At 62.4% G+C, this 15,554-nt stretch carries 18 protein-coding genes and 1 pseudogene; 14 read left to right on the top strand and 5 right to left on the bottom strand.

Translation table 11 applies throughout. The annotated features are described in order from the left end of the window. Window positions 1-9: 9 nt before the first annotated feature. On the bottom strand, window positions 10-462 hold the full coding sequence (locus L0U79_RS10760) for a hypothetical protein (protein WP_233842277.1): 453 nt from the start codon (window positions 460-462) through the stop codon (window positions 10-12). 61 nt (window positions 463-523) lie between these two features. On the opposite strand from L0U79_RS10760, the gene L0U79_RS10765 reads away from it, so the two are divergent. The 8 genes from L0U79_RS10765 (at window position 524) to mobF (ending at window position 8,832) form a co-directional block, all read left to right on the top strand. Next, window positions 524-706, top strand: a complete 183-nt coding sequence (locus tag L0U79_RS10765) for a hypothetical protein (protein WP_233842278.1) — start codon at window positions 524-526, stop codon at window positions 704-706. Further along, complete coding sequence (locus L0U79_RS10770; RefSeq protein ID WP_233842279.1) at window positions 703-1,692, top strand: zincin-like metallopeptidase domain-containing protein; 990 nt, start codon at window positions 703-705, stop codon at window positions 1,690-1,692. Before L0U79_RS10765 ends, L0U79_RS10770 begins: the two co-directional genes overlap by 4 nt. Then, window positions 1,689-2,057, top strand: a complete 369-nt coding sequence (locus L0U79_RS10775) for a hypothetical protein (protein WP_233842280.1) — start codon at window positions 1,689-1,691, stop codon at window positions 2,055-2,057. The genes L0U79_RS10770 and L0U79_RS10775 overlap by 4 nt, the downstream gene beginning before the upstream one ends. A gap of 2 nt (window positions 2,058-2,059) precedes the next feature. Next, the gene (locus L0U79_RS10780) at window positions 2,060-2,428 is read left to right on the top strand and encodes an ankyrin repeat domain-containing protein (protein ID WP_233843887.1); all 369 of its coding nucleotides are present in this window, start codon (window positions 2,060-2,062) and stop codon (window positions 2,426-2,428) included. Beyond that, window positions 2,418-2,849, top strand: coding sequence for an ankyrin repeat domain-containing protein (locus L0U79_RS10785; protein ID WP_233842281.1), 432 nt, complete (start codon window positions 2,418-2,420; stop codon window positions 2,847-2,849). The genes L0U79_RS10780 and L0U79_RS10785 overlap by 11 nt, the downstream gene beginning before the upstream one ends. After that, complete coding sequence (locus tag L0U79_RS10790) at window positions 2,849-4,960, top strand: type IV secretion system DNA-binding domain-containing protein (RefSeq protein ID WP_233842282.1); 2,112 nt, start codon at window positions 2,849-2,851, stop codon at window positions 4,958-4,960. Before L0U79_RS10785 ends, L0U79_RS10790 begins: the two co-directional genes overlap by 1 nt. Window positions 4,961-5,016: 56 nt before the next feature. Further along, window positions 5,017-5,811: a competence protein CoiA family protein gene (locus L0U79_RS10795; protein WP_233842283.1), complete on the top strand. Its 795-nt coding sequence runs from the start codon at window positions 5,017-5,019 to the stop codon at window positions 5,809-5,811. A gap of 63 nt (window positions 5,812-5,874) precedes the next feature. Further along, the gene (gene mobF, locus L0U79_RS10800; protein WP_233842284.1) at window positions 5,875-8,832 is read left to right on the top strand and encodes a MobF family relaxase; all 2,958 of its coding nucleotides are present in this window, start codon (window positions 5,875-5,877) and stop codon (window positions 8,830-8,832) included. Window positions 8,833-8,849: 17 nt separating this feature from the next. Here mobF and L0U79_RS10805 read toward each other — a convergent pair whose 3' ends face one another. Continuing rightward, complete coding sequence (locus tag L0U79_RS10805; RefSeq protein WP_233842285.1) at window positions 8,850-9,653, bottom strand: hypothetical protein; 804 nt, start codon at window positions 9,651-9,653, stop codon at window positions 8,850-8,852. A gap of 353 nt (window positions 9,654-10,006) precedes the next feature. Here L0U79_RS10805 and L0U79_RS10810 point away from each other — a divergent pair. The 6 genes and pseudogenes from L0U79_RS10810 (at window position 10,007) to L0U79_RS10835 (ending at window position 11,936) form a co-directional block, all read left to right on the top strand. Next, window positions 10,007-10,114, top strand: a pseudogene (locus L0U79_RS10810). 173 nt (window positions 10,115-10,287) lie between these two features. Continuing rightward, window positions 10,288-10,500: a hypothetical protein gene (locus L0U79_RS10815; RefSeq protein WP_233842286.1), complete on the top strand. Its 213-nt coding sequence runs from the start codon at window positions 10,288-10,290 to the stop codon at window positions 10,498-10,500. Window positions 10,501-10,505: 5 nt separating this feature from the next. Beyond that, a complete protein-coding gene (locus L0U79_RS10820; RefSeq protein ID WP_233842287.1) occupies window positions 10,506-11,264 on the top strand; it encodes a hypothetical protein in 759 nt (252 codons plus the stop codon). Beyond that, on the top strand, window positions 11,264-11,545 hold the full coding sequence (locus L0U79_RS10825; protein ID WP_233842288.1) for a hypothetical protein: 282 nt from the start codon (window positions 11,264-11,266) through the stop codon (window positions 11,543-11,545). Before L0U79_RS10820 ends, L0U79_RS10825 begins: the two co-directional genes overlap by 1 nt. Next, entirely contained in the window at window positions 11,545-11,727 is a 183-nt protein-coding gene (locus tag L0U79_RS10830; RefSeq protein WP_233842289.1) for a hypothetical protein, read from the top strand. The genes L0U79_RS10825 and L0U79_RS10830 overlap by 1 nt, the downstream gene beginning before the upstream one ends. Beyond that, entirely contained in the window at window positions 11,724-11,936 is a 213-nt protein-coding gene (locus tag L0U79_RS10835; RefSeq protein ID WP_233842290.1) for a hypothetical protein, read from the top strand. The genes L0U79_RS10830 and L0U79_RS10835 overlap by 4 nt, the downstream gene beginning before the upstream one ends. A gap of 515 nt (window positions 11,937-12,451) precedes the next feature. Here L0U79_RS10835 and L0U79_RS10840 read toward each other — a convergent pair. From L0U79_RS10840 to L0U79_RS10850, 3 genes are all read right to left on the bottom strand, one after another. After that, window positions 12,452-14,326 carry a hypothetical protein gene (locus L0U79_RS10840; protein WP_233842291.1) on the bottom strand — a complete coding sequence of 625 codons (1,875 nt, stop codon included), beginning with the start codon at window positions 14,324-14,326 and terminating at the stop codon, window positions 12,452-12,454. 3 nt (window positions 14,327-14,329) lie between these two features. Next, window positions 14,330-14,821 carry a type 4 pilus major pilin gene (locus L0U79_RS10845; RefSeq protein ID WP_233842292.1) on the bottom strand — a complete coding sequence of 164 codons (492 nt, stop codon included), beginning with the start codon at window positions 14,819-14,821 and terminating at the stop codon, window positions 14,330-14,332. A 104-nt stretch (window positions 14,822-14,925) separates the two neighbouring features. Next, window positions 14,926-15,552 (bottom strand): type II secretion system protein, encoded by a 627-nt coding sequence (locus tag L0U79_RS10850; RefSeq protein WP_233842293.1) that lies wholly within the window; start codon window positions 15,550-15,552, stop codon window positions 14,926-14,928. Between the last annotated feature and the right edge of the window lie 2 nt (window positions 15,553-15,554).

Below are 15,554 nucleotides of genomic sequence, written 5' to 3' on the forward strand. Positions count from 1 at the left end.
CTCGGCCCGTCAGGGCGCCTTGAAGTGCACCGCGCGCACCTTGAGCGGTTTCGCCAATTGCTTGATGGTTGCGAAAGAGCCGAAGGGGAGAAGGGGCATCGACACCAGCCACTTTTCTCCGCCTGGATCCAGCGACGTAAGGGTAAGTTCATCCCGGTAGAACTGGCTGGCCAGCAGTTCGGTGAAACTCACGGGATCCACTTTCCCGACGATCAGCGTGTGGTCGTAGAAGTGTTCCTTCCCGCAGCTCAGCGCTTCCACATCGAGTTTCAGCGGAGCCAGCACGGCTGACACCGCATCGGCCACACGGGCCGGGTCCTCCGAAGAGTCCACTTCCACCAGTGCATGGAGACCCGCGCGCAGCAGCCGCACCTGGTCGTAGGGCAACGTGATCAGCGCTTCCGTGGTCCTGGCGACCTTGGACGCAGGGAGCTGAGGAAGCAAAAAGAGGTGCGGGACCATCGGGTTGCCAACCGGCTGAAATCGACTAGGACATTAGGAGTATCCCCGTGGAACCTTCCCCATGTCCAACCCCTTCCGCAAGAAGCCGGCGGCGCCTGCGCCTGACCGTCCCACGCTGACCCTGCAACATCGGGTGCGCCGCTTCACACCCGAAGAAGCGGAAAACCTCGGCTGCTTCACCGAAGACGCACTGAGCTACGAAGACGCCCTGGCGGCGCGCGAGCCGGAAGAGGTGGGGCCATGAAGGACCAGAACCGCCTGCCCTATCGGCAACAGACCAACCTGGATTTGCTGGACAAGATCCAGAACGGCACCTGTCAGTGGATCAAGCCTTGGGAGCCAGGGATGGGGGAAGCTCCTTACAACCCTACGTCAGGCAAGTCTTATCGCGGAATCAATTCGGTCGTCCTTGAGGCCGCTGGCTACGAGGATAAGCGGTGGATGACTTACTTGCAGGCCCAGAGCATCGGGTGCCAAGTCAAGCGCTCACCGGAGTCCACCCGGCTGATCGAGTATTGGCCTCCACCGAAGAAGGAAGAAAACAAGGAAACCGGTGAGATTGAGCTGGTTCGTCGGAAGCCGATTTACAGCTACGTGTTCAACGGTTCGGAAATTCTCGGGTTGCCCGAATACAAACCAACGGAGCCCACGTGGGAGCCGAACGCTCGTGCCGATGATCTGATCCAGGCCTCAGGCGCGATCATCGAATACCGTAACGGCAACGCTGCGTTTTACAGCCCAGCCTCTGATCGCATCGTCGTGCCCGAGATGGGGCAGTTCCCCCAGATGGAGCACGCCTATGCAACCGTGCTTCACGAACTTGGGCATTGGACTTCACATCCAGACCGGTGCAACCGCGAGATTGGTAAGGCAGGGTTCGGGACCCCCGATTATGCTCGTGAGGAGTTGGCGGCGGAGCTGACGTCGCACTTCATGTGCCGCAACATGGCGCTCAGCCGACCCGGCCTGGACGAGCAACATGCCGCCTATTTGCGGAGTTGGTTGGAAATTCTCGAAAAGGATCCCAACGAGATTTTCCGCGCCGCTCACAAGGCCGATGTGGCCACACAGTTCCTGATGCAGTTCGATCGCTACCAGGTGCACGAGCAGGCCATGATCGAGGCCCGCAAGATCGAACCGATCGAACGCGCTCCCGAGGCCGAGCAGGCCCAGCAACAGCAGCGCCGCTCGCGCACCCCCGAACCCATCGCCGCCGGAGCCGCCCGATGAACCGCGCTGGCATCCTTCGTGAAGCCCTGTTGCGTGCGGCCCACGCGTGCCTGTGGGCAGAAGAAAACGCTGTGTGGCACACGCACACTCCCGACGCACCGGAACATCAACGCGCGCGTCACCAGGCGCATCTGCGCGTGGAACGCGTGATCACACAGGCCGGCGTCGAAGGGCTCCTGGATGCCGCTGGCCAGCGCCGCTTGCTCGGCCGCGTCATGGAAGCCCTGGTGCAGGTGCGGTGGCGGCATCAGCCGCGCCACAAGGATGACGTGCCGACTTTCCCAGAGATCGAACGATCCCTGGAACATGACTTGCGCAAGGCATGGAGCCACTCCGTTCGCCTGTTCTGGAGGATCGCCGCGTGAACATGTCGCAACTCTTTCTCCTGGCCGCCAGAGACGGTGACCTGTGGACCATGGGCATCACGCTCCTGTTAGGCGCGGACATCAACGCTCAGACCTACCCGGAGCAGGAAACGGCCCTGATCCTTGCGGTCGATCGGGAGGATGTGGAAGCCGTCCGCTGCCTGTTGTCCTGGGGCGCGGACGTCAACCTGACCGACCGCGAAGGCATGTCACCGCTCCATCACGCAGCGAAGCGATCGTCGCTGATCTGGTCCCTCCTGGTTGATCACGGCGCGAGCGATGACCTCAAGAACAACCAGGGCCTGACGGCGCAACAGTTGCGTGCCGGCCTGACCGCACGACAGAACCGGAGAATGAGCCATGGCCTCTGACCAATCACCCCACCAAGCCCTTCACTACGCGACCGCCATGGGCAATCTCGACGGCATGCGGGAAGCCCTGGCGAACGGGGCCGGCGTCAACTTCCAGTCGTTGCACATGCAGGACACACCCTTGCATGTGGCCATCATGGCCAAGAGCGTCGATGCCGTGCACCTGCTCCTGGATGCGGGCGCGGAACTCAATGTGCCGAACCGCGATGGACGCACGGCTCTGCACGAAGCTGCTTTCGCGTATCAGAAGCAACCCGAAATCTGGCAAGCGCTGGTGGAGCGGGGCGCTCGAACGGACATCCCCGACCATGACCGGCAAACCCCACAGCAGTTGCGGGACACCTTGGTTTACGGGCCGGCGATGATCGCGTTGGCGAAAGAACAGGGCGACCGCGCGATGGGCCTTGATCGGGGCCGCTGATGGCCCAGAAAGAAGTCCTCAACCTTTTCCTGACGAGTGTGCCGGCGGACCATCCCCCGGCGATCCCGATTCGTCGGGTGGATGCCGCGATCGGGCTGGGGCTTTTCGTGGCCGCATTGGTGAGCCTGGCGATCGGTTGGGTGCTCTGGCATCCGATGTTCGGTTCGCCTGTGCCCGCCGGGGGTTTGCTCTGGCAGTGGCTGCACTATCCCACCCTCCTGGTGGCTCAGCTCCATCCGCATGCCGTCACGGTGTGGACGGACAACCCCGCGAGTGACCTTTCCACCCCCGCTGCCGTGCACCTGCGATTGCTCCCCGGTCTCCTGGTGGGCCTCGTTGCCGGTGGCTTCGCGCTTCGTGCAGGCCTCCACCCTTACTCGCGCATGCGACACCTCGAAGGCCCAAAGCTCATCCTTGATCCGAAAGAGGCGCTGCAAGAACTGATGCGCGCCGCCGCCGAGGAGCTCGCCGGCAAGGAGCCTTTCATGCAGCTCCTGCCAGGCGTGTGGCTGCCGAAGCAGCGATGGACGCGTGGGGTCTTGTTGTATGGATCGCCGGGTTCGGGGAAAACCCAATCCCTCATCCCCATCTGCGAGCAACTGATCGCAGCGGGCCCAGCGGGCCAGGGACATCGCGCCTGGATTTACGATGTCAAAGGAGACTTCTCAAGTTATTGGCTTGGCGGCACGGTGGGGCTGATTTGTCCCCAAGATCGCCGCTCGTTGACGTGGGACATCGGCGCGGATGTGCGCACCCCCAGTGATTCTCAGGTGTTTGCATCGTCCCTCATTGGTGAAGCCGGCGGCGAAGGCAAGTTCTGGTCAGAGGCTGCCAAGTCTCTGCTCGAAGGCACGTTGATTTCCTTGCAGAACGAACTGGGCACCAATTGGGGCTGGTCAACTCTGGCTGATCGTTTGACCGCAGATGCCCCCTCATTTGCCGAACGAATGGCCAAACACGCCCCGCTCGCCGCCTTGCTGGTTGCGGACGCGCAGAGCAGCACCACCAGTTCCGTGCTCGCTACCCTCAGCGCTTACACAAAAGTCGTGCATGACCTGGCACGTGCATGGGGCGATGGCCGCGATGACGCGGGTCGCATGCGCCCGTCCATCTCCTTGCGCGCCTGGGCCAGCGATGGTTATGAAGGCAAGATCCGGCAGCTCATTTTCCAGGCCGGCCCGGATGCCTCCATGAACACCGCGCTCGGTTCGGCGATGCTTAATCTCGTGCTCCCACAGATCCTGAGCGCAGCCACGCCCGATGATGAACTCGGGCGCACGATCGCGTTTGTGATCGACGAAATGCCCTCACTTGGACCCATCCCGTTCAAGGCGGCGCTCGAAAGGGGCAGGTCGAAAGGGTGCATTTTCGTCGGCTGTTGCCAAGACCTCTCACAAATAAAAGAAGTCTGGGGCGAAGAAACCATGCGATCTCTGGGCAGCATGTTGGGCACGCATCTGGTGTTCCGCATCCAGCCCGGTGCGACCCGCGATGACGTCGCGGACCAGTTCGGTAAGGCCCGCTGGGCTGTTACCGCGGTCAGCACATCGAACAGTGGTCAGAGCACTTCTTTGCACGAGGAAAACCGTGCCGTGGTGGCACCCCATGAGCTCTCCGAACTCGGATCCGTCAAGGACAAAAAACTGCCGCTGGGTTGGGGTGTCACGGCCATCGTCGCCGGCATCGGCCCCAACCTTGTGCGCGCGGTGTTCCCGGGCGTGTCCCCGACGAAGCGCCGCACGCCACATCGCCCGGCAAAATGGACCCTGGGCCCCGCTCAGCCCGGCATGACGCCCGAACTCACCAAGGTGGAGCGGGAGGCCAAGGCGGCAGCCATCCGCAAGGAGAACGAGGAGAAGGCAAAGCAGAAGCAGGCGGAGCTGGAAGCCAAGCGTGCGGCGTCCCGTGATGCACGCAACGCGGACGCGGAATGGCGCGCGGGGCGGAAGCCGGCGGGCAACCGGGCCAACTTCACATACGAAAACACATACGAGCCGGAACCTGGCCTGGACGCCGAAGCCTCGCCGTTCCCACCCGTCATGACCCCCGCTGAGCGCCTCCTGGAAGAGGTCAAGGCCAATCCCTTGGCGAAGGCTCGGCAGACCGGCTGATGGACAGGGCACGGTCGTGACACGACCATCTCCCCATTGCACAACAGGGAATGTCCATGTCTTACGTCGAATGCATCGAAGCCCTCCACGTCAACGGCGGCACGGTCAACGCGCTCAAAATGACCCCTGCCGAATGGCGGCAGTTGCAGGACACCTACACGATGGGTGAACTACAAATGCCGTGCTGCAAGGGCAGCGCCGTGCCGAAGGTCAGCCCCAACGGCCACCCGTTCTTTGCCCACGCGTCCGGCGCGTGCAGTGAGTCCGAGGAAAGCCAGTGGCATCAAGCGGCGAAGCACACCGTCCGGGCCACCCTCGAAGCACTCGGCTGTGTGGCCACCTTGGAGCAGCCCGGCCAGGGCGAGCTTGGCCGCTGGCAAGCGGACGTGTGGGGTGAGCGCGGGGACATGCGCATCGCTGTGGAAATCCAGCGCTCCTACCAGCACTCGCGCGATTACCTGGATCGCCAGGAGAAATACCGAGCGGCGGGCGTCAGGACCGTGTGGCTGTTGCGCCTGGATCGTTACCGCACCCTGCTCATGTCCCTGGCCAAAGAGAAGTGGCGCGCCGATCGGCACAACCCAAACCTGGAACGACAGGGCGCCTGCCATCCCGACCTGCCCATGGCCATCCTGACGCTGGATGACGCAGGGGAGGCCAAGGTCACCGGCGCCAGTGGCTTTGAAGCCACACTGCCCGAGCTCCTGGACGCCGTGATGTCCGATCGGTTCCTGTGCCTCGAAGGCCTGTGGTGCATCGACAACCTGGACGCGATGAAAGAACGGATGCGCCTGGCGCGGGAGGCCAACGCGGCCAAGGGTCCACCACCGGCACGCAGGCGGCGTCGATAGGCCTGGGATTGCCAACCGGCGGAATTTTGAGAAGTTGGAGGGAACCCACGCGGATCCCTTCACATGTTCACAGCAGCAGAACTCAAGACCAGTGCAGACGACGGCACGTGCGGTGACCTGAGCCAATATTTCGGCGCGGGTGCGAAAAGCTATTACTGCGACGCGAAGGGCGAGAAGAAGAGCGTGTCCCAATGGTGCGGCAAGGGAGCCGCAGCCCTCGGCCTCACGGGTCGCGTGGACGAGGATGTGTTTTCCAACCTCCTCATGGGGATTGGCCCGAGAGGGGAACAGTTGCGCCAGAACGCGGGCGAAAAGCCCCATTGGATCGCGGCCAAAAATCGTGACGGCACGCCGAAGCTCGATGACAAGGGCGAACCCGCTGGCCATTTCCAGGAGATGCGCATGGGCTACGACCTGTGCTGCTCTCCTGAAAAAACCGTGTCGAATGCGTGGGCCATCGGCATGGCCAGCGATGACCCCAAAGAGCGGGCCCTCGGGGAACTGATCCACCAGATCCACGAGCGCAATGCCCTGAAGGCCATCACCTTCATTGAGGACCACGCAGAAACGCGCCGGGGCGCTGGCAGCAACGACTACTTGAAGGGCGAAGGCCTGGTGATTGGGGCGTTCCATCACTTCACCGCACGCGCGCACGATCGCGGACAGGACTCGGAGGCGGACACCATCGATGAGCAGTTACACACCCACTTTGTCGTGATGAACACCTGCATGGCCGACGGCCGCTTTTCCTCGCTCGAAGCGCAGGAGATGCTGGGAGTGCTGCGCACGGCCAGCGCGATCTATCGCGCGGGCATGGCCAAAGACCTGCAGGAAGCGCGGTTCGGCTTGGACTTCACCGAGCAGCTCGACAAGAACGGTCAACGAATCGAGGGTGCCTACAAGCTTGTCGGCATTCCCGAAATATACCGCCGCGAGAAATCCGGGCGGCGGCAGCAGATCGAAGCGTTCCTGGAGGAAAACCCCGGCGCGAGCAGCCAGGAAGCCAACTTGGCCACCCGCAAGGCCAAGAGGGAACCGGAGTTTGAGGAGTTGATCCACGACTGGCGCAAGAGCCAGGCCGACTTCCGGCGCCGTCACCCCGAGTTGAACCTCCCCGAGCGCCTGTCCGACATGCTGGGCCTGGCGCCCTCGGAAGAGGAGCAGCTCCGGCGCCTACAGAAAGCCCAGCAGACGCAGGAGGAGTTTGACGGCGAAGTCTTGGACAAACTCCACGAAACCCAATCGGTGTTCCGCAAGCGCGACCTCGTGCGCGTGATCGCTGACAAAACAGCAGGCGACTACGACGCCAAGGGCATCATCAAACTCGCCAATGACTTCCTGGCGCGCCAGGACGACCTGGCGGTGATCGAGCGCGAGCAGGTGCACGAAGATGACCGTGTGGAAAAACCCTCCATGCGTTTCAAGGAATACCGGTTCGCGTCCAAGAGCCGCGTGCTCGACATGGAGAAGGATTTGGCCGAAGGGGCCAAAGCCCGTCAGCACGAGACCCACCAGCGCCTGGATCCCAAGGTCGTGGAGCAGTGCATGGCGGACTTCCAGAAGAAGCGCGGCTTTGCCCTGACGCCCGAGCAGGCCACCGCCGTGCGCTACGTCACCCAGGAGACGGGCGGCGTGGCAGTGGTGCGTGGTGCCCCGGGCAGCGGCAAAACGACTTCGTCCGACGTCACCGTCGATGCCTACCGTCGCTCCGGCTTCAAAGTCCTGGGAGCCGCCACATCCTGGGATGCTGCGAAAAAACTGGAAGCGGAAACGGGCGTGGAGAGCCACTCCATTTCGCGCATTCTCAACCAGATGCAGAAAGGGCCGAAGTCCAAGATCCAGATGGACAGCAAGACCGTCTTGATCGTGGACGAAGCGGGCATGATCGGCACCCGGAGTTTGCAGCGCCTGATGAAGCACGCGCACGACGCGGGGGCCCGAGTGATTCTCCAGGGTGATCAATACCAGCTCCAATCCGTGGAGGCCGGGGGTGGCCTCAGGACCGTGGTCGATGCCATCGGCATGACGGAGCTGAAAGACATTCGCCGGCAGAAGAGCCAGAAGGGCCGGGACATCGCCACGAAATTCAGTGAGGCCGGCGGCGCCGAGAAGCGTTCCCGCGCCGAGAACCTGCGCAAGGGCCGGGAAATCATGCAGGAGATGGACGACAACGGGCACCTGCTCGATTACCTGGACCGCAAGGCCCTGATCAAGAACCTGGTGGCCGACTACCAGGCCAACCCACGGCCCGATCGGGAGAAGGTCATCCTGGGTGGCGTCCATGCAGACGTGGATGAAGTCACGGAGGCCTTGCGCCAGGTCAAGCAAGCCGCGGGCGAGCTCGGTGAAGACAAGGAAGTGCTGACGAAGACCCCGCGCGCCGGCCACGAGGTTCGGATGAAGCTGGCCGTCGGGGATCGCATCCGTTTCGCGGCCAAGGATGACGACCTGGACGTGGTCAACGGGACGGTGGCCGTGGTCACGGCGCTGATCCCGGGCAAGGACGGCAAGGCCCAGATCGAGGCGCGCATCGAGTCTTCGATCGAGAAGCAGGACGGTCGCAACATCCATTTTCGCTCCGACCAGCAGAGTTTCGGCCTGGCCTGGGGCCGCACGGTGCACCGCAGCCAGGGCCAGAGCATCGAAGACGTCTACCAAGTGCACAACCCGCGTTGCGTAGACCGTCAGAGCGCGATGGTGTCCTACACGCGCCACAAGGAACACTTCGGGCTCTACATGCTGACGAAGGACAAGGACAACCTCCACCGCGACGCCCAAGTGGTCACCGACCGCCTGCAGGTCAACGCGCTGGAAGAGGGCGTCGCCTTCGGTGGCCGCAGCACGAAGGACCTGATCGCCGAGCATCGCGCGAAGAAAGCCCAGGCCCAGGCTCAGGCCCCCAAGTTGGATGCCGCCGCGGTGACCAAGGCCGCCGAGGCCTTCCAGCGCTTGCGTGAGCAGGTGCCACCGACGCTGGCCGAGGCGGTGCGTCGCTCACAAGGGCGTGGCCAGAGCCTCTGACCACGCCTTGGCCTCACTTACGGGGCAAGGACTTCCTTGCCCTTGATCGGAGCTGAAATCGCATCGTAGATCCCCAGCATTTCGCGGGTGTCGTAAGCAAAGATCTTCGAGTTGAACAGGGGTGCATGTTTGCCCTTGCCGCCCTGGTCAACACTCACGTAGCCATTTTTTCCGGTGATCCGAATGATCACCTGGCTATCCGGTCCGATCTTCCGGAGCGCGGTGATTTGCTGGGGCGTCAGGACAAAATCAGAATCTTCCTGGACGTAACCCGTCCCGACGTGCGTGTTGACGTCGGCGTGATCGAAGTGGTGCTCCAAGACAATGTCGCCATCGACCATGATGGCCAGATCCGACATGAACAACCAATGCCCGCCGACGAAGTGGGTGGCGAGGAAATACACGGGCGCCCGGTTCTCTCTCACTGAAACGTATTGGGCGAAATACGGACCATCGGGGGCAATGCTGTCGATCCCCGCACCGCGTGACTTGAAGATCCACAGCTTGCGGAAGCCATCCCGATCCACCGCCGCACCCAACTGACACTTGTTCATCTTCTCGGGAACCGCCGCGTCGAAGCAGGCGTAGAACTGCGTGTTGCCGTCGCCCTGATCCTCAGGCTTGCCCACGATGTGGAACGAACTGTCGAACGCCGCACGCCAGGCTTCCGGGGTGTTCTTCGATGCGAGCGGCGGAGGCGGGATCGCCAAGCTGGTGGAAGCAGCGGCTGGGGCCACCTGAGCGGTAGGGGTTGGAGCGGGCGATTGCGAGCACGCGGCCAGCGTCAACACAACCAAAGCCAAAACGGATTTGCGCACCATCGGTCAAAGTCCTTATTGAACCGCGCCCCCTGGCGCTTGGGGCCAGTATGCCCTCCGAAACATCTTGCGAAAAGCAGGGCCAATGGCTGACTTGCCAAGGGCCGAAGATTTCGTTGGGGCGGCTGAGACCTGAGAGCACATCTTGAAGCCAGGTGATGCCGGCAGTGATGCAACGACCCCACCTGGGACGAGGCACATCCATCGACACGAACGATCGGCGAGGGGATTGCCAACCGGCGATTTTTTGAGAACGTAGAGTCATCCAAAGCGAAGTGGGAAAACCTCGGACCTGTTGGTTCACTTTCTCAGGGCAACACAACAGATCGAGGGCCTTTGGTGGATGGTTGTGTGTTTGGAAGTTGACTGAGCCAGGTCTAAGGTTGACGTATCTAAAAGTTCCGGAAGCCCGATACGGGGCGCAAATGCCGCGGACTTCGCAAGTTCGAATCTTGCACTTCTGAGCCCCCATCGGGGGCTTTCCTTTTGAGGCTTCAACCGCATCAGTGACCCAACCACCTCTGTTGGGATCACCGTCACACTCCGTGTCGATACACGCACCAATCAGTCTTGCCAAGGAGCGGTTTCGGCCTAGAACAAGGTCAATCAAGACCCTTTTTCTAATCGGAGCCCCGCCATGGCCGACGACCTCACCCAAGTTCAGCACGAGACCCTGCAATCCATGCAGGCCGCCCTAGATGCCTCCCAGATCGAAGCCGACTCCTTCCGCGAGCTCGCGGCGACCCTGGCTGATCGGCTGGCCAAGCAAACGAAGCACAACCGTTTCCTGATCACCTTGTTGATCGGTGGGCTGGTGGCCGTGGTCGTGTGGTTCGGAACGGCGTGGTGATCGTCATGAAGAAACAAGACGAACTCAACCTGTTTGCCATGCTGCTTGAACGCGAACGACGCGTGAGGGGCTCGCCGACGAATGCGGACGAACGCACAGCCCTCGCGGACCTACACGTGTGCGACATGGGCCTGCATCTGGATATCGACTTCAACCGCATTGAGGGTCTGACCCACAAGTGGTTTAAGCAGGGCTGGTGGGACACCCGAAACGAATACCCATGGGGATACATCATTCCCGAAAATGGCGGGATTGGGATGCCGGGTGATCGGCCATGCGCAAAATTCCCAACCACGATGGAAGCCTTTGCCGGGCCGCACGCTGAGCCCAGCATCGATGCAGGTGTTGAGCTGGATCAATTGCTGGCCAAGCGCCGGGAGAGGCGCTTGGTTAAGGAGCCCCGCAGCGAACAGGAAGCCAGCTTTGTCGCCCGCCTCGTTGTCGGCTTTGAAGAGTTTATGACCTCCTTCAAGTCGAAAGCTGCCGCACCCGATCGGACGATCCAAGCCCCTATGCCCGTCAGCATCGCCATGGCTTCGGCGGATCCCGAACAGCAAAAGACTTTCATCCAGCACCTGGTGGCCAGCGGGCAAAAGGCCTCGCCCGCCACTCGGGAATACCTGGCGCGCCAGCCCAACAAAGATGTGGTGATTTTCGGACGGCCGGGTGCCAAGTCGCTCACGCGTGAAGACGTGGTGCGCGCGATGAACTCATCGGTCTGCCGGGATGCCCTGCGCATCCTGCGCGAGAAGGGGATGGTGTGATGACACAGGCTGAATTTTCTAACTTCATCAAGGGATGGCTCTACGGGATCCTTCTCGGTGCATCCGTTGCCACGATGATCGCATTGTTGTCGGCAGAGCCGACGAACAAACAGCAGCCCCTCCGGGACCGAGTCACGGTGCTTGAAGCAAAGGATCACCTGCGCACGGACGAACAGGACAAGATCGTGGATCGGCACAGTGTCGACATTGTCGAACTTCAAGCGCTGGTCTATGACACCCGGGAACGGGTGCGAGCCTTGGAAGCCAAGGAGCGTCACTGATGCGCCCCGTCCCCCTGATGCTCACAGGCGGCCTCACCGCACTCGCCGTCGCTTACCTCATTCCACTCATCAACGATCCCACCGTGCACACGTGGGCGATGGCCGGCGGCATCGTCGCCGCGCTCATCGGCGTCGATGGGTGGCGCCGCACACGCAACTGGAACCCGGGAGATTACGCATGAACAAGAATGTGAAACTCGACAAGGCGATGGTTTACGTCGCCTATGGCTGGATGTTTTTGTTCCCCACCATCGGTCATTTCGATAAGGCTTTGGGAAGCACACCAGGATGGTGGCCGACAGGAGTTGCGAGCCTATCGCTGTTCTACTGCCTTGCATTCACGCTGTGGCGGCCAACCCCGTTTTCCTATCGTTGGCGCCGGTGGAGTTGAACGGATGTCACTCAAAAGCAAACTCCAAACCTGGGCCAGACCCTGCATGAAAGTGAAGCACGCAACGCGTGATGCTGCCCAGTTGAAGCTCATCGAGGTCCGGAGTGAACGCAGCAGTCGCGGGGAAGCCATCAAACGGCGCAGGAAGGACTATGAGAGCCATGTCTACTTGTGTCCGAAGTGCGGTTTTTGGCACCTCACAAGCATGGATCCAAGCGAAATCACCATTTCAGCGATTGACATGCACTACATCATTCAAAGTGATGACCGGAGGAAGCACAACGGCGCCAGAAAGGAATTCAAGCGGACGTTGGATGCGACCCGTGATAGGGAGAAATGTGCACGTAGGGAAGCCAGACAACTGCGTGAAGAGAACCGGAGCACGTCATGATCAAGCCCCTCAACCCCTCGCCGTGGCTCTTGCTCGATGAGTCTGACCTCACCCGCGACCAGGTTTGTCTTACCATCGATCCGGGGGCAGGTGTCGATTGATCACTGATCCGGTTCCCCAGCGTTCATGGCTCCGCCCCGCCGTTGGGCAACGCCACGGAAATCTGGCACGTGCTCGCCCATTTCGTTCCGCTGCTCGTTTGCGAGCTGCTCGCGTTGATCATGACGCCCACCGTGAAGGTCCCACCGCCGACGGAATAGGTTCCAGAGCTGTAGCCGTAGTAGCCACCTCCGCCGGAGCTGAAAGCCGAAGCGGTCAGGCTCACACCCTGGGAAACCCCATTGTTCGTGAGCGTCACGGAGCACGTGCAGGATTTTTGGACAGTCGTTGCCTGGGGCCACGTCAAACTCCAAGGTGTGGACGTGACCCCTGAGCCCGGAATGCCCGTGGCCGTGCAACCGTTCCCCGATGCGGTGGGCGGCGCGTTCGGCGTGCAGGTGTTGACGTTGTTGGTGGTCGCGCCCGTGTCGCTCCATCCGCCGTAGCTGGTGGAACTGGTGTAACCCCCCTGCGGTGCGGGACACGCGTAGGTGGTCGTGTCCGTTCGCACTTGCTGTTCGGTGTAGCTGATCGTCCCAGACTGACCGGCAGGGCACGTGCCATAGCGTGTCGTGGGATCCCACCGGTATTCCAGCCACGAACTCGGGCCTGGGGCCACGCACTTCGGCGCGCACACGCTCGATGCTGGCGGCGCCCAGGCACCGTAAGCGGTGGTGTAGCTCCCCTGTGGCGCCGGGCACGCATAGGTGACCGATCGCGTTTGCGTGAAGCTCGTGGCACCCGAGCTGGTGACCTGCCCGGCTGGGCACCCGGCACTCTGCGATTGAGAGCCAGGACCGGGCGCCACGCACTTCGGCGCACAAACACTGGCCACTGCCGGTGACCAGGCGCCGTAGGCCGTGGTGTAAGCCCCCGTCGGTGCGGGGCACGCGAAAGTGATGGCTTGCGTCTGCGGAAACGTCGTCGCACCCGAGGCAATCACCTGGCCTGCCGGACACGATCCGGTCTGCGTGCCGGTGCCCGTCGGCGGCGCCACGCACTTCGGCGCGCACGTGTTGCCAGTGGTCAACCATGGTCCGTAGACCGAGATCCCATATTTGTAAGTGCACGAAGCGGAGCGCGCTTGGCTGATGCCATCAACACCATACGGCGACACCGATTGGATCTGGCCCGCCGGGCACGCGATCGCCTGGGTTTGAGGCGATGCCGGCACGCACACGGGCGGATACCCGGGCGGAGGCGGCACCGGTGGATACACCGGCGGTGGAGCAGGACCTGGTGCGGGACTAGGACCTGGTGCGGGCGTGGGCCCACCCGAGGGCACGGTGGAAGGCGGTGGCGCCGGTGTCCAGGGCGGGGGTGGCGGAAGCGGGGGCGTGGGCATCCCCGGCGGCGGGTTGCGCGGCTGACCGGAACCCGGCGGCAGCAATTGCCCCACGCCTGCACCGCCGCGGAAGCCACCCCACATCGTGAACGTCATGGCGTGGGCGTTCGAGGTCTGGCAAAGCGTCAATCCCTGTGGCGCGTCATTGAGGGCGGTGCCATCCACTTGAATGGACGTCCATTCGCGGCCCATCTCGGCGTTGACCAATCCCTCGCATTCCTTGGTGGGCACGCCTGCATACGCGGCCAGCCAACCATCATTGGGGGCATTCACTTGCGCCGGTTGAAGCGAGAAACTCCCCCAAGGCGAGGGCGTGGCCAGATGCGCAAGCGTGGCATCCGTGCCGATGCCCTGAAAGTCTGGTGCACTGGCATACAGACCTGGCACGGAGCGCCGGAGTTGATCCAGGCGCGACACCTCACCGGTGACTTCGCCGCCACTCCATGTGGGGCTGAAAATGGCATACGTCACCCCCGCCACACCTGCGATCAAGCCGGCCGCGATCATCGCTTCAAGCAGAGAAAACGCGAGTTGAGTGTGTCGGAATTGCCGCATGGATCAGCGCTTGATGTAGGTGAATTGGAGCCGCCCCTCCGTTTCGCACGCGATGCTCGTGGTTTGCGGATCGGGTCGTGTGTGCCCCGTTGAAACAGGGGTTCCATCGACCGTAATCGAATCCGCGCTGGTGACAAGACTGCCGGCCAACTTCACGCAATCACCCGCCGGCACTTGGTCCATCGTGATGACCAACGCGCCCATGGATTTCAGAGGTGTATCGACCCCTGTGATCGCAAAATCACCACCCCAAGGATTGACGAGCTGGCCACCGGTGAATGCGGCAGGGGGAAAGAGACCATCTTGTTGTGCACTGGCTTGCGTGAGCAGCGAATAGTCCGGGCGTGACATGTAAGCGGCAGCGGTGCGTTGTGCGGTGTCTTGCACCCAGGCTTGCGCTTGCGCCGTTTCACTGCCACCCCACGTTGTGATGAAAAGCACGAGGGCGACGGTGGCGACCGCCACACCGAGCGCGAGCCAGAGCATCGCGTCCATGAGCAGGAAACCAGGAGAGAAGGTGCCCCGCCCCTTCCGGACAACAAATCCGCCCAGGCTCCCGGACCGGGAGGGTGAGTGTGGAAGGGGCAGGGCATAAGTGATCACGGGTGGCCCCACCACAGTTGGATGACGCCGTTGCCGCCCGTGTGCGCTTCGCACCAGGTCAGCACGTCCCCCTGATTAATGGGGTTGGCCCACACGCCGAGCGGGTCTTGATCGGATGAGACACCAACGGCACCAAAGGCCCCTGGGCCGCCAGTGAGAAAATCGGCGCAATCGGCAGGCGACTGCACCCCCTGGATCTGCACGTCATAAGCCGTGCCCGTGGTGCCCTGGTCGAGCTCACCCACATGGATGGACATGCCGGTCAGCGCGGAATAGCAGCCCTGGCCTTCACTGGGCGAGCCATCGAGATCTGGACCGGTGCACGACGGACCACCCACCACGGTCGGCGCGGTGATGTAAGCCATCATCACGCCGGGACCGGAGGAGCTGTCCCACGGCGAATGGAACAAGGTGCCAATGTTGGCCCCGAGCGTGCGAACCAACGTGCGGTCATGTTCTACGTCTGAGCGATGCTGCGCGGACTGAAACACCGTGAACACCACGGCCGCAGCACCGATGACGATGGCGAACACCAGGATGACTTCGAGCAACCCGAAGGCGCGGCGCCGTGTCTTCGTCAGCGGGCGCAAGGGGAAGGAGAGGGGGAGAGCAAGCGTGGTCATGG

Source organism: Dyella sp. 2HG41-7, from assembly GCF_021390675.1.
Classification (GTDB): domain Bacteria; phylum Pseudomonadota; class Gammaproteobacteria; order Xanthomonadales; family Rhodanobacteraceae; genus Dyella_B.

Excerpts from the sequence above, each read along its gene's own strand:
- L0U79_RS10835 (WP_233842290.1), top strand. The coding sequence starts at position 11,724 with ATGAACAAGAATGTGAAACTCGACAAGGCGATGGTTTACGTCGCCTAT.
- L0U79_RS10805 (WP_233842285.1), bottom strand. The coding sequence starts at position 9,653 with ATGGTGCGCAAATCCGTTTTGGCTTTGGTTGTGTTGACGCTGGCCGCG.
- L0U79_RS10785 (WP_233842281.1), top strand. The coding sequence starts at position 2,418 with ATGGCCTCTGACCAATCACCCCACCAAGCCCTTCACTACGCGACCGCC.
- L0U79_RS10815 (WP_233842286.1), top strand. The coding sequence starts at position 10,288 with ATGGCCGACGACCTCACCCAAGTTCAGCACGAGACCCTGCAATCCATG.
- L0U79_RS10780 (WP_233843887.1), top strand. The coding sequence starts at position 2,060 with ATGTCGCAACTCTTTCTCCTGGCCGCCAGAGACGGTGACCTGTGGACC.
- L0U79_RS10770 (WP_233842279.1), top strand. The coding sequence starts at position 703 with ATGAAGGACCAGAACCGCCTGCCCTATCGGCAACAGACCAACCTGGAT.
- mobF (WP_233842284.1), top strand. The coding sequence starts at position 5,875 with ATGTTCACAGCAGCAGAACTCAAGACCAGTGCAGACGACGGCACGTGC.
- L0U79_RS10790 (WP_233842282.1), top strand. The coding sequence starts at position 2,849 with ATGGCCCAGAAAGAAGTCCTCAACCTTTTCCTGACGAGTGTGCCGGCG.
- L0U79_RS10795 (WP_233842283.1), top strand. The coding sequence starts at position 5,017 with ATGTCTTACGTCGAATGCATCGAAGCCCTCCACGTCAACGGCGGCACG.
- L0U79_RS10825 (WP_233842288.1), top strand. The coding sequence starts at position 11,264 with ATGACACAGGCTGAATTTTCTAACTTCATCAAGGGATGGCTCTACGGG.
- L0U79_RS10820 (WP_233842287.1), top strand. The coding sequence starts at position 10,506 with ATGAAGAAACAAGACGAACTCAACCTGTTTGCCATGCTGCTTGAACGC.
- L0U79_RS10850 (WP_233842293.1), bottom strand. The coding sequence starts at position 15,552 with ATGACCACGCTTGCTCTCCCCCTCTCCTTCCCCTTGCGCCCGCTGACG.
- L0U79_RS10765 (WP_233842278.1), top strand. The coding sequence starts at position 524 with ATGTCCAACCCCTTCCGCAAGAAGCCGGCGGCGCCTGCGCCTGACCGT.
- L0U79_RS10840 (WP_233842291.1), bottom strand. The coding sequence starts at position 14,326 with ATGCGGCAATTCCGACACACTCAACTCGCGTTTTCTCTGCTTGAAGCG.
- L0U79_RS10845 (WP_233842292.1), bottom strand. The coding sequence starts at position 14,821 with ATGGACGCGATGCTCTGGCTCGCGCTCGGTGTGGCGGTCGCCACCGTC.
- L0U79_RS10760 (WP_233842277.1), bottom strand. The coding sequence starts at position 462 with ATGGTCCCGCACCTCTTTTTGCTTCCTCAGCTCCCTGCGTCCAAGGTC.
- L0U79_RS10830 (WP_233842289.1), top strand. The coding sequence starts at position 11,545 with ATGCGCCCCGTCCCCCTGATGCTCACAGGCGGCCTCACCGCACTCGCC.
- L0U79_RS10775 (WP_233842280.1), top strand. The coding sequence starts at position 1,689 with ATGAACCGCGCTGGCATCCTTCGTGAAGCCCTGTTGCGTGCGGCCCAC.